The organism is Pseudomonas kairouanensis, from assembly GCF_004682055.1.
Lineage (GTDB): Bacteria > Pseudomonadota > Gammaproteobacteria > Pseudomonadales > Pseudomonadaceae > Aquipseudomonas > Aquipseudomonas kairouanensis.
In genome coordinates, this window is sequence record NZ_QUZU01000056.1 from 1 (window position 1) to 13,213 (window position 13,213).

9 protein-coding genes are annotated in these 13,213 nt (G+C 62.3%); 1 reads left to right on the forward strand and 8 read right to left on the reverse strand.

Translation table 11 applies throughout. From position 1 onward, the window contains the following. Positions 1-272, reverse strand: a 272-nt coding sequence (azu, locus tag DYL59_RS28025) for an azurin (RefSeq protein ID WP_135292057.1), incomplete at its 3' end; no start/stop codon positions are given. A 330-nt stretch (positions 273-602) separates the two neighbouring features. Here azu and DYL59_RS28030 point away from each other — a divergent pair. Beyond that, complete coding sequence (locus DYL59_RS28030) at positions 603-785, forward strand: hypothetical protein (RefSeq protein WP_135292058.1); 183 nt, start codon at positions 603-605, stop codon at positions 783-785. A gap of 46 nt (positions 786-831) precedes the next feature. Here the strand turns inward: DYL59_RS28030 and DYL59_RS28035 are convergent, their stop codons facing one another. From DYL59_RS28035 to dnaB, 7 genes are all read right to left on the reverse strand, one after another. Next, entirely contained in the window at positions 832-1,722 is an 891-nt protein-coding gene (locus DYL59_RS28035) for a transglutaminase family protein (protein WP_135292059.1), read from the reverse strand. Beyond that, positions 1,722-4,208 (reverse strand): circularly permuted type 2 ATP-grasp protein, encoded by a 2,487-nt coding sequence (locus tag DYL59_RS28040; RefSeq protein WP_135292060.1) that lies wholly within the window; start codon positions 4,206-4,208, stop codon positions 1,722-1,724. The genes DYL59_RS28035 and DYL59_RS28040 overlap by 1 nt, the downstream gene beginning before the upstream one ends. 98 nt (positions 4,209-4,306) lie before the next feature. Beyond that, complete coding sequence (locus tag DYL59_RS28045; RefSeq protein WP_135292061.1) at positions 4,307-7,597, reverse strand: transglutaminase family protein; 3,291 nt, start codon at positions 7,595-7,597, stop codon at positions 4,307-4,309. Between the two features lie 175 nt (positions 7,598-7,772). After that, the gene (locus DYL59_RS28050; RefSeq protein WP_135292062.1) at positions 7,773-8,222 is read right to left on the reverse strand and encodes a hypothetical protein; all 450 of its coding nucleotides are present in this window, start codon (positions 8,220-8,222) and stop codon (positions 7,773-7,775) included. Then, positions 8,222-9,139: an Ssp4 family T6SS effector gene (locus tag DYL59_RS28055; RefSeq protein ID WP_135292063.1), complete on the reverse strand. Its 918-nt coding sequence runs from the start codon at positions 9,137-9,139 to the stop codon at positions 8,222-8,224. The genes DYL59_RS28050 and DYL59_RS28055 overlap by 1 nt, the downstream gene beginning before the upstream one ends. Before the next feature lie 222 nt (positions 9,140-9,361). Beyond that, the gene (locus DYL59_RS28060) at positions 9,362-11,665 is read right to left on the reverse strand and encodes a YgiQ family radical SAM protein (RefSeq protein ID WP_135292064.1); all 2,304 of its coding nucleotides are present in this window, start codon (positions 11,663-11,665) and stop codon (positions 9,362-9,364) included. Between the two features lie 96 nt (positions 11,666-11,761). Further along, complete coding sequence (dnaB, locus tag DYL59_RS28065) at positions 11,762-13,159, reverse strand: replicative DNA helicase (protein ID WP_065900140.1); 1,398 nt, start codon at positions 13,157-13,159, stop codon at positions 11,762-11,764. Between the last annotated feature and the right edge of the window lie 54 nt (positions 13,160-13,213).

Sequence of the window (13,213 nt, forward strand, 5' to 3'; positions counted from 1 at the left end):
TTCTTGTCGATGCCAGCGGCCATGCCGTCAGTGGCAACGCCAGCCATGTCGGCGGATTTGGTCAGCACCCAGTTATGGCCCATCACGTTTTTCGGCAGGTTGCCCGAGTGCTCCAGGTTCACAGTGAAGGACTTGCAGCTCTTGTCGATGGTGATTTCTTTAGTGTTGAAGGACATCTGGTCGGTGGAGTCGACGGTGACCGCGCACTCTGCAGCAAGCAACTGGCCGCTCGCCAGAGTCAGCAGGGAAACAGCAACGAGTTTGGCAAACATGTGAATCTCCAAGGCAGGGTTTAAAAGACGTATTGGGACAAGGGTGCCTGATCCAGGCTGAAATTCTTATGATCTGAGTCAACGGATTGTATACAACTTTAGGCTATCAGACTTATCAACACAATCTAACAGCTAAAGTCGTACGACCTTTCTATGATCGGCCCATCCCCCACTGGAGTCCGAGCCATGCACTTAAACCAACTGTTCAATGGCCTTTTGGCCGCGTACGCCTGCGGTAAGTGAAGGCCAAGGGCGCTGCTAAGCTGCTACCATGGCAACCCAAGGCAGCTGCGCGCCGCCACCCTCACCTTCGACCCTAGAGGATCGCCCATGGCCAAACCTAATTACTCCTTCGCAAAACGTCAGAGAGACCTGGCCAAGGAGCAGAAGAAAGAGGAAAAACTGCAACGCAAGAAAGCCGCTGCAGACGAAGAGGCCAATGGGCTGAACGCAGACGTCGATAGTGAAGAAACGAGCGACGAGACCGAAACACCAAAAGATCCGGCTGAATAATTTCCTTTGTGGTGAACCGGCCGACCCGGTTCGCCACAATCTGCCGTTATTGCAGCGGCATCACCGTTACCCGCACTTCCGGGTCATGGTTCCCTCCCCCCAGGATCACCCCCCGCAACGGCGACACATCCGAGAAATCCCGGCCCCAGGCCAGGGTGATGTGCTCCAGTGCCGGCTGCACATTATTCGTCGGATCAAAATCCACCCAGCCTGACACCGGGCAATACACCGACACCCACGCATGGGACGCATCGGCGCCGATCAGCCGTGGCTGGCCTGGCGGCGGCTGGGTGAGCAGGTAGCCGCTGATATAGCGCGCCGCCAGACCCCGCGAGCGCAGGCACGCGAGCATCAGGTGGGCGAAGTCCTGGCACACGCCACGACGGCGCTCCAGCACTTCCACCAACGGTGTGGCGACTTGGGTGGCTTCGGCATCGAAGGTGAATTCGCTGAAGATTTTTTCCATCAGCGCCTGCACGCCGAGCAACAAGGGCCGCGCAGGCGCAAAGCAACTCTCGGAGAACTCAACGAAGGTTTGCTTCAAATGCACATAGGGCGATTCGAAGCGGTAGCGGCACGCTTCGATCACGTCCTGCGTCAGCGGCTGACTGCTGTAGGTGAGGCTATCGCGGGTCTTATCCCAGGCGGGCGACTGCTGAAAATCCAGCAGCGGGCGCGCGAGCACTTCCACCGTCAGGCTCGCGTTTACCAGCAGCTCATCGTGGGGACGTTCGAACGCCAGGCGCGTGATGGGGTTGCCGAACACATCCAGCTCATCACGCCGCGACGACGGCTGCGGGCTGATATCCAGTTGCTGCGCCGTGCAGCGTTGCCAGGCGCACGGCCGTGGCCACAGGTGCGCCAACTGCTGGGCCAGGGACACCGGGCTGTCGTAGTGGTAATGGGTATCGTGGAAGATCTGGTAGCGCGCACTCATCACAACGACACCGTTTGCTGGCTGACATCATCCACATGGGCAAAGTGGCGCAACGCCAGGCGGTCCGACACTTGCCCACTCTCATCGGCCACTGCTTGCAGCAGGTCGGCCAGGCCGTCCAGCGCGGCACGCACGCTGGACTCGCCAAACAACGGGTTCTCCAGGCAACCCAGGTCAAAGCGCGCAAGGCGCTCCACCAATGGGCCGAGGCCGGTTTCCCGGGGCACACCAAAATCATCGTTCAAACGGCGCAAGGTGCGGCTCACCAGCTTCAACTGGAACAGCACGGCGTGGGGGTTCTGCTCGTCCAGCAGCAGCAAGTCGAGCACCGGGATCAACTGCGGCACGGCCAGGTAGCGCGAACGATAGGTGATGCTGCTGTTGCCCAGTTCCAGCAACCACTCAAGCCCTGCCTGATCGAACACCGCCACGCCGCGCAGGAATGCCGCCAGGCTGCTGCTCAAGAACTGCAGGCGCTCGATACGCCGGCCCATCATCAAAAAGCGCCAGCCTTCATCGCGGGTCATGTCGTCCAGCGCGAAGCCAGACAACGCCGCCAAGGACATCACCAGGCGGTTGAGGAAGTCCAGCAACTCGCCAAAATCCGGCGTCTCGCTTTCCAGTTCCATGGCTTCGCGTTGCAACTCCACCAGGGCCTGCCAGTTTTCCCGGGACAACTTGCCGCGCACCTGGGATGCCGCCCACTGCAAGCGCTGCAGGTTGGCCCGCAAGCTCGACGGCCAGTCATCGCCCAGCAGCGCTGCCAGCAGGCGCTCGGGCAACTCGCCCTCCTCCGGCAACAGGCGCAGGGTTTCCCCCAGCTCGACTGCCGCCTGCAAGGCCAAGGGATCGTCGCCATCTACATACCGCGCCAGCACGATGCGCAACCAGCGCGCGCTGTCATCACAGCGCTCGCAGTAACGGCCAAACCAGAACAGGTTTTCCACCACGCGCGACGGCAGGTACGGGTCGCGGCGCACCAGGTCATGGGCGCCAATGGCCCGCTGTGCTCGCCACTGTTCGCCACCCGGTGCGCGCTCGCCAAGCACCCAGGTGTCCTTGCTGGCGCCGCCGCGTTGCATCGACACCACTTCGGCATCTGCCTCGGCGGCCACGCGGGTCAGGCCGCCGGGCAGCACACGGTAACCTTCATCGCTGGCCACGGCATACACGCGCATGCCAATGGCGCGATGTTGCAGGTGGTCTTCCACGGTGTGCCACACCGGCGCCTGGGACAGTTGCGCCAGCTCCTGGGCCACATAGGCGTAAGGCCGTGCACGCATGCGTTCGGCCAGGGCCTGGCGTTGCTTTTCATTCAGGTCGCGGCCAAATACCGGGGCGAAGCTTTGGGAAGGAAACGCGGGCTTGATCAGCAGTTCCGGCAGTTTCTCCAGCGCTTGGGCGAGCACCGGCGCTTCACCGCACCACCAGGTCGCAATGGACGGCAGGATCAGTTCTTCACCAAACAGAAATTCGTTGATCTTCGGCAGAAAGCCCAGCAAGCCGGGGGACTCCAGCACGCCACTGCCCAGGGCATTGGCCACCAGCACGTTGCCTTGGCGCACCGCGTCCAGCAGGCCCGGCACACCGAGGGCCGAGTCGGTGCGCAGCTCCAGCGGGTCGCAGAAGTCGTCGTCCAGGCGGCGCATGATCGCGTGTACCCGGCGCAGGCCGCTGAGGGTCTTGAGGAACACGGTGCTGTCGCGCACGGTGAGGTCGCCGCCTTCCACCAGCGGATAACCGAGTTGGCGGGCAAGGTAAAGGTGTTCGAAGTAGCTTTCGTTGAAACGTCCGGGGGTGAGCAGCACGATCAGCGGTGGCTGGTCGTCGCTGGGCGCCTGGCGGGCCAGGGTTTCCTGCAGGGTACGGAAGAAACCGGTGAGGTGCTGCACCTGCAAGTCGCGGTACAGGTCCGGGAAGGCGCGGGACACGATGGTGCGGTTTTCCAACGCATAACCGGCACCCGACGGTGCCTGGGTACGGTCGGCGGTGACCCACCAGCGACCGTCCGGCGTACGCGCCAGGTCCACGGCGTACAGGTGCAGAAAAGCACCGTCCGGCGGCTGGATGCCCTGGCACGGCCACAGGAAGTTGTTGTGCCCAAATACCAGTTCGGCCGGAAGCAGGCCTTCCTTGATCAGGCGTTGCGGGCCGTACAGGTCGGCCAGTACCGCATTGAGCAAGCGTGCACGTTGGGCGATCCCGGCGGACAACTGCTGCCACTCTTCGGCCGCCAGCACATGGGGCAGCAGGTCCAATTCCCACGGGCGGTCGGCGCCCTTGGGGTCGGCGTAGACGTTGTAGGTCACGCCGTTTTCCTGGATCTGCCGCGTCAGCAACGCCTGGCGCTGGGCCAATTGCGCGGGGGTGCTGCGCTGCAAATGGTCGAGCAGGCGCTGCCAGTGGGCGCGCACGGCGCCGCTGTCATCCAGCAGTTCGTGGTAAGTGCCCGCAGTCAGCGGGTAACGGTCGAGCAAGTCGGACATGGAACGCTCGGCAGAGGCAAAGGGGCTCAGATTAACCTACAAACACTGCAAATCTCCTGTGGGAGGGGGCAAGCCCCCTCCCACATTTTTGATCGCGTTTAGTCATTTTTATGGGGGAAACGCCGCAGATCCAAGGTCATCGGCAACTCATCGTTGATGACAACTTGTGGCACTGGAATATTACCGGGCGTATGCCCCAACCGGAAAAACCTTGCCATCCGCCGACTCTCCGCCTCATTGGCATTCACCGGCAAACTGTCGTAATTACGCCCGCCCGGATGGGCAACGTGGTACTGGCAGCCGCCCAGCGAACGCTGCATCCAGGTATCCAGCAAATCAAACACTAACGGCGCATGCACCGGGATGGTCGGTTGCAGGCAGTTGGCCGGTTGCCAGGCGCGATAACGCACACCCGCAACAAACTCGCCCACTCGGCCAGTGGCTTGCAGCGGCACCGGGATGCCATTGCAGGTCAGCAGGTAGCGTTGCGGTGGCAGCCCGGTCAGCTTGACTTGCAGGCGCTCCAGGGACGAATCCACATAACGCACCGTGCCGCCTACCGCGCCCTCCTCGCCCAGTACGTGCCAGGGCTCCAGCGCTTGGCGCAGTTCCAGTTCGATGCCACTGACGGCGTAGTCACCCACCTTGGGAAAACGGAACTCCAGGTGCGCGGCAAACCATTCGGCGCGCAGCGGGTAGCCGGCGGCGTTGAGTTCGACGATCACGTCGGCAAAGTCCTGCTCGATAAAGTGCGGCAGCAGGAAGCGGTCATGCAGCTCGGTGCCCCAGCGCGCCAGCTTCGGCGGCGCGTAGGGTTCGCGCCAGAAGCGTGCCACCAGGGCGCGCAGCAGCAATTGTTGGGTCAGGCTCATGCGCGCATGGGGCGGCATCTCGAAGGCGCGCAATTCCAGCAGGCCCAGGCGGCCGGTGGCGCCGTCCGGCGAGTAAAGCTTGTCAATGCAGAATTCGGCGCGGTGGGTGTTGCCCGTCACGTCGATCAGCAGGTTGCGCAGCAGGCGGTCCACCAACCAGGGCGGGCATTGCTCGCCGGGCTCGGGCATTTGCGCGAAGGCGATTTCCAGTTCGTACAGCGCGTCGTTACGCGCTTCGTCCACCCGTGGCGCCTGGGAAGTGGGGCCGATAAACAGGCCGGAGAACAGATACGACAATGACGGATGGTTGTGCCAGTAACTGATCAGGCTGCGCAGCAGATCGGGGCGGCGCAGGAAGGGGGAATCCTTGGGCGTGGCGCCGCCCAAGACAAAGTGGTTGCCGCCGCCGGTGCCGGTGTGGCGGCCGTCGATCATGAATTTTTCGGTGGTGAGGCGGGTTTGCCGCGCCTCTTCGTAAAGGAATTCGGTGCGCTCCACCAACTCATCCCAAGTGGCGGACGGCTGCACATTCACCTCGATCACACCGGGGTCCGGCGTGACGCGAAAGTTGCTCAAGCGTGTGTCCGCAGGCGGCTCGTAGCCTTCCAGCAACACCGGGCAATGCAGTTCTTCGGCGGTGGCTTCGATGGCGGCCACCAGTGCCAGGTAATCCTCGACGCGCTCCAGCGGTGGCATAAACAGGTACAAACGCCCTTCCCGCGCTTCGGCGCACAGGGCGGTGCGCGTCAACCAATCGGCGGACTGATCCACTTCGGGCACACGTTCATCGACGGGCGCGGCAGCATCATGGTGTTGCAGTGTTGCCGTGCTCGGCAGGTCGGGCTGATCCTGGTTCGGGTCGGTGGGGTGCACAAACGGGTACTCCGCCGCTGTCACCCAGGGTTGCGACGCCAACGGCAGGCGGTAGCCCAGGGGCGAATCCCCCGGCACCAGGCGGCAGTGGTTATCCCGCAGGTACCAGCGCCCGCTCTGCCAGCGGTCGTTGGCGGCGGTGCGCGCCAGCGGCAGCACCTGGCCAATGACTTTATCCAGGCCCTGGCTGAACACTTTGCGCAGGCGCTCGCGCTCCAGGTCGTCGCTCAGGCGCGGGTCCTGGGCGGTGACGTTGTGCGGCAGCGCACCTTCGCGCCACAGGTAGTAGAAGTTGTCTTCAAAGGCCGGGAACACAAAGCGCGCCGGCAGCTTGAGGCGTTCGGCCACACTGGCCAGGAAGCGCCCGGCCATGGCGCCGTCCGCGCCATAATCTTCCTGCTCGTCGGCGATCAGCGCGCTGTTGTGCCAGATCGGCACGCCATCGCGACGCCAGTAGCAGTTGAGGGACCAGCGCGGCAGTTGCTCGCCGGGGTACCACTTGCCCTGGCCAAAGTGCACCAGGCCCTTGGGCGCGTAGCGCTTGCGCATGCGCTGGAACAGCTCGGCGGACAGTCGGCGTTTGTCCGGGCCCAAGGCGGCGGTGTTCCACTCGGCACCGTCGGGGTCGTCGATGGACACGAAGGTGGGCTCACCCCCCATGGTCAGGCGCACGTCATCCTTGAGCAGGTCGCCATCGATCTGCCGGCCCAGGGCCTGGATCGCCAGCCATTGTTCTTCGGTGTAGGGCTTGGTGACGCGCGGCGCCTCCCAAATCCGCTCTACCGACATTTCGTGGGTAAATTCGCACTCGCAAGGTTCCACCAGCCCACTGATAGGCGCGGCAGACGAGGGATCGGGGCTACAGGCCAATGGGATATGGCCTTCACCGGCGAACAGCCCGGAGGTGGCGTCCAGGCCGATCCAGCCGGCGCCGGGCAAATACACTTCGCACCAGGCATGCAGGTCGGTGAAGTCCACGTCGGTGCCTGAGGGGCCATCGAGGGCTTTGACGTCGGCGGTGAGCTGGATCAAATAGCCCGACACAAACCGCGCCGCCAGCCCCAGGTTGCGCAAGATCTGCACCAGCAGCCAGGCCGAATCACGGCACGAGCCGGAGGCGTTTTGCAGGGTGAATTCCGGGGTTTGCACGCCCGGCTCCATGCGGATCAGGTAGCCAATATCGGCGGCCAGGCGCTGGTTGAGCCCCACCAGAAAATCCACCGCTGGCAAGGGCGTGCGGTCGATCCCGGCCAGGTAGGCGGCAAATTGTGGCGTGAGCGGCAAGGTTTCCAGGTACGGCGCCAGCTCACGCTGTTCATCGGCGGCGTAGCTGAAGGGGATTTTTTCGGCGTAGGGTTCGAGGAAAAAGTCGAACGGGTTGAACACGGCCATCTCGGCGACCAGGTCGACTTCAATGCGCAGCTCGTCGGTCTTTTCCGGAAACACCAACCGCGCCAGGTAATTGCCCTGGGGGTCTTGCTGCCAGTTGATGAAATGCTGCTCGGGCAGCACTTTGAGCGCGTAGGACAAAATCCGCGTGCGGCTATGGGCTGCCGGGCGCAACCGCACGATCTGCGGGCCGAGTTCGACAGCGCGGTCGTAGCGGTAATGCGTAACGTGGTGCAACGCGACATGAATCGACACGGCGGCCTCCTGCGAGCCAGGGCATGGGCTTGACGTGCGCAAGACTTATGCCACAGCGGCAGTCATTGCGCTTTCTCGTAAGACCCGGTGCAGTACAGCACCAAAACGGCGCCAACGTACGGGCCTTGGTGCAAGAGCCGCACATATTTGTGGCATGGGGCGGCGAACCTAGCAATCAGCGGGGTTTGTGCCGGGCAAGAATGGCTTCGCGCAGATGGCGCACTTCGAGCAGTTTCTGGCGCATTTCACGGTGGCGCTTGCTGTTGAGCAGCCACAACCCAAGCAACGGGAGCAACAAGCTCAAGGCGTACATCACCTTGTTCGGCTGATCATTGAGGGTTGGCAACATTGCCAGAAAGCACAGCCCTAAAAGCCCCACCAACGCTCGCGCCCAGTGGGGACGCCCACGCGCGATCATGAAATTGCAGTGCACCACCACCAGCGTGAGCGCGACCCCCGCCAGGAAGGAATACTTGGCGTTATCCGCCATGGACAGGTTTGGCATGTAGCTATCAACGAACACGGGGGCTGCAAACACCAGGGTAAAAATGCACGCAAATATCGCCCCCATGAAGACCGGGAAATACGTCGAGAGAAAACTGCGAATGCTGGGCAGCTCATTCATCACTCGGCTTCCTCATACAAACCCACGGCAATCGTGCGTACGTTGCCCGACACCGCACTGCCGGTAAAACCGATGACAGCGCCCAAGGCATCCTTGATCTGTGTCACGGTTGCATGCTTGACCTCGGTGGGCGTGAACCGCTTGGGCAACTCACCCGACAGCTGCTTGAGCTTGATCATTTTCGAGCTCAGGCGCGGGTCGTTAATGCTCAATAGCTCCTTGGTCAGCTTGGCGCGCTCCTGCCGATTCAAGCCCCGGAGTACCTCTCTTACACTTTTCCCCGTGGTCGCCTTGTTCAGCCGAACCAACTTGAGCGTCGCCAAAGAGGATGCGCCAACGCCGACCAACGACGCGGCATCCAGCGCAATCATGGTGTATTGGTACCACTCCTCGCTGTCGAGTTGATCGTTCTTGGCGGGGTTGCGGACTTCATTGACGGTGCGGTAGCCGCTGGCAAAACACTGCAACGAGCTGGCTGTCGCAGCGGTGTAGCCGAGCGCCACGACCACCGAACTGGCCCCCGCCGAAAACGGGACCGCGACGGAGCCACTGAGCACGACAATCCAACCGATCACCGCGCCGGCACACGACAGGGTGGTATTGACCGCCTCCCCCACTAATCGCGACTCTCGCGGGTTGTCTTGCACCTGCTGGGCGAATTGGGTGGGGGCGATGTACTTCTGCGCCTCACGCAGGATCACCCGCTTGGGCGCGATGCTGCAGATGGGCTGGAATTCGCGCAGGGTGACCACGTTGAAACTGGCATCGATATACACCACACCGGCGCCGACGATGGCGGGGTCGGCATCGATAGCGGCAAATAGCCGGGGCAGGTTGATTTCACTTTCGATGCGCTGGCGCGCCATGAACTGGGAGCGGTTGGAGTCCATGCCGATGTTGGCCAGGGGGTTGCCCATGGGGGTGCTCTTCCTTGAATCAGGTGGTGACTGGACTGGCGCTATCGGGAGCAAGCCCCCTCCCACATTCGACCGCATTCTCATGTTGGAACTCGGTCAAAAGTGGGAGCGGGCTCGCTCGCGAAGGCGGCCTAATGGCCGCCACCTTAACAAACAGACTTGCCACCGAATAGAAAGCAAAACGCCAGCACGAGGCTGGCGTTTTGCATATTCAGGCTGCGATCAACGCGGCACCACCGGCTTGCGCGCCGGCTTCTTGCCTTTGCCCTTGGCCGCATCGGTGCGTTCCTTGGCGGCCTGCTTGTTGCGCGCCTGGGCCGCGGCCTTGGCTTGCTCGCGCTTGTCCCACGGGTTGCTGCCGTCACTGCCACGGGGCGGCAGGCCGGTGTGCTGGGTGAGGATCCTGGTGGTGGTTTCCTTGGCGACCTTATGGCTGCCCGCCGGCGTCGAGTTCTTGCGACGGGCGCTCTGGTAGCTGTCGGTGCTCGGCTGATGCAGCGGGATCAGTTGGTCCTTGCCCGGCCCGATCAGGTCGGCACGGCCCATGCGGGTCAGCGCCTCACGCAGCATCGGCCAGCCTTTCGGGTCGTGGTAGCGCAGGAACGCCTTGTGCAGACGGCGCTGGTCTTCGCTCTTGACGATGGTCACCGCGTCACTCTTGTAAGTGACCTTGCGCAGCGGGTTCTTGCCCGAGTGGTACATTGCGGTGGCGGTGGCCATTGGCGACGGGTAGAACGCCTGCACCTGGTCGGCACGGAAGCCGTTGCCCTTGAGCCACAGGGCCAGGTTCATCATGTCTTCATCGGTGGTGCCGGGGTGGGCGGCGATGAAGTACGGGATCAGGTACTGCTCCTTGCCCGCTTCCTTGGTGTACTTCTCGAACATGCGCTTGAACTTGTCATAGCTGCCAATGCCCGGCTTCATCATCTGGTTGAGCGGACCTTCCTCGGTGTGTTCCGGGGCGATCTTGAGGTAGCCACCGACGTGGTGGGTGACCAGCTCTTTCACATACTCCGGCGACTCGACCGCCAGGTCGTAGCGCAGGCCGGAAGCGATCAGGATCTTCTTCACACCTGGCAACGCACGGGCGCTGCGGTACAGCTGGATCAACGACGAGTGGTCGGTGTTCAGGTTCGGGCAAATGCCAGGGAACACGCACGACGGCTTGCGGCACGCGGATTCGATTTCCGGGCTCTTGCAGGCGATGCGGTACATGTTCGCGGTCGGGCCGCCGAGGTCGGAGATCACGCCGGTAAAGCCCGGTACTTTGTCGCGGATCTCTTCGATCTCGCGAATGATCGACTCTTCGGAACGGTTCTGGATGATGCGGCCTTCGTGCTCGGTGATCGAGCAGAAGGTACAGCCGCCGAAGCAGCCACGCATGATGTTCACCGAGAAGCGAATCATGTCGTAGGCCGGGATTTTTTCCTTGCCGTACGCCGGGTGCGGGATACGTGCGTACGGCATGCCGAACACGTAGTCCATTTCTTCGGTGGTCATCGGGATGGGCGGCGGGTTGAACCACACGTCCACTTCACCGTGCTTCTGCACGAGGGCGCGGGCGTTGCCTGGGTTGGTTTCCAGGTGCAACACGCGGTTGGCGTGGGCGTAGAGCACCGCGTCGCCACGGACCTTTTCCACCGACGGCAGGCGGATCACGGTCTTGTCGCGGGTCATGCGCGGGCTGGCCAGGATCTGTACGACCTTGGCTTCTTCCGGGTCGTCCACCGGGCCTTTCTCTTGCTCGATGGCGCAGGCCTGGGTGTCCTGGGTGTTGACGTAGGGGTTGATGATCTTGTCGATCTTGCCCGGACGGTCGATGCGGGTGGAGTCCACCTCGTACCAACCCGCAGGCGTGTCACGGCGAATGAACGCGGTGCCGCGCACGTCGGTGATGTCTTCGATCTTGTGGCCCCACGACAGGCGCTGGGCAACCTCGACGATGGCCCGCTCGGCGTTGCCGTACAGCAGGATATCGGCGGTGGCGTCGATCAGGATCGAGTTGCGTACGCGGTCCTGCCAGTAGTCATAGTGGGCGATGCGGCGCAGGGAGGCTTCGATGCCACCCAGTACGATCGGCACGTTCTTGTAGGCTTCCTTGCAACGCTGGCTGTACACCAGGCTGGCGCGGTCCGGGCGTTTGCCGGCCATGCCGCCAGGGGTGTAGGCGTCGTCGGAGCGGATCTTCTTGTCGGCGGTGTAGCGGTTGATCATCGAGTCCATGTTGCCGGCCGCGACGCCGAAGAACAGGTTCGGCTCGCCAAGCTTCATGAAGTCGTCTTTGGACTGCCAGTTCGGCTGCGCAATGATGCCGACGCGAAAGCCCTGGGACTCCAGCAGCCGGCCGATGATCGCCATGCCGAACGACGGGTGGTCAACGTAGGCATCACCGGTGACGATGATGATGTCGCAGGAATCCCAGCCAAGCTGATCCATCTCCTCCCTGCTCATGGGCAGGAATGGCGCTGGACCGAAACATTCGGCCCAGTACTTGGGATAGTCAAATAACGGCTTGGCTGTTTGCATGACGGTGACCGGTGTTGAGATGGAAAATCGCGGGCGCGGAATATAGCACAAATTTTGACCAATTCCGACGGTAATGGTCGGAATTGAGCAGACAGGTTATTCGTCGTCGTCGAAGTTGTAGCTGCCCGGCGCGAGGTTTTCGAAGCGCGTGTACTTACCGATGAACGCCAGGCGGATAAAGCCGATAGGGCCGTTCCGCTGCTTGCCGATAATGATCTCGGCAATGCCTTTGTGTTCGGTCTCGGGGTGATACACCTCGTCGCGGTACACGAACATAATCACGTCGGCGTCCTGCTCGATCGCACCCGATTCCCGCAAGTCGGAGTTCACCGGGCGCTTGTTGGGACGTTGTTCCAGGGAACGGTTGAGCTGGGACAAAGCCACCACCGGGCAGTTGAATTCCTTGGCCAGGGCCTTGAGGGACCGGGAAATCTCGGAAATCTCGTTGGTACGGTTATCGCCGCTGGAGCCGGGGATCTGCATCAACTGCAGGTAGTCGATCATGATCAGGGCGATATCGCCGTGCTCACGCACCAGGCGGCGGGTACGTGCGCGCATCTCGGAGGGGCTGATGCCGGCGGTGTCATCAATGAACAGCTTGCGGTCGTTGAGCAGGTTGACCGCCGAGGTCAGGCGTGGCCAATCGTCATCTTCCAGGCGGCCGGCTCGCACCTTGGTCTGGTCGATACGCCCCAGGGACGAGAGCATCCGCATGACCAGCGATTCACCTGGCATCTCCAGCGAGTACACCAATACGGTCTTGTCGCTGCGCAATACGGCGTTTTCCACCAGGTTCATCGCAAAGGTGGTTTTACCCATGGATGGACGGCCGGCGACGATGATCAAGTCCGCCGGCTGCAGGCCGCTGGTCTTCTCGTCGAGGTCGGTGTAGCCGGTGGAAATACCGGTGATGGCGTTGTCGGTGTTGAACAGGGTGTCGATGCGGTCGATGGCCTTGGTCAACAGCTCGTTGACGCCCACCGGGCCGCCGGTTTTCGGGCGGGCTTCGGCGATCTGGAAGATCTGGCGCTCGGCTTCGTCAAGGATCTCGGCGGCAGTGCGGCCTTCGGGGTTGAAGGCGCTGTCGGCGATTTCGGTGCTGATGCCGATCAACTGGCGCAAGGTGGCGCGCTCGCGGACGATCTGGGCATAGGCCTTGATGTTGGCGACGGACGGCGTGTTCTTTGCCAACTCGCCCAGGTAGCCCAGGCCGCCGACCTGGGAGGTCTGGCCCTCCTTGTCCAGTTGTTCGGCCAGAGTCACCACGTCGATCGGCGAGTTCTGGTCGGCCAGCTTGGCAATGGCGCGGAAGATCAAGCGGTGGTCATGGCGATAGAAATCACCGTCCGAGACTTGATCCAGCACGCGTTCCCAGGCGTTGTTGTCCAGCATCAAGCCACCGAGCACGGCCTGTTCGGCCTCGATGGAATGCGGCGGCACCTTCAGGGCAGCGGTTTGCAGATCGTATTGCTCAGGAGCTGAAATATCGTTCATGGCCACTTGGAATTTGGGGTGTGTAGAAAAACAAAAGGCACGACCTGTAAACAG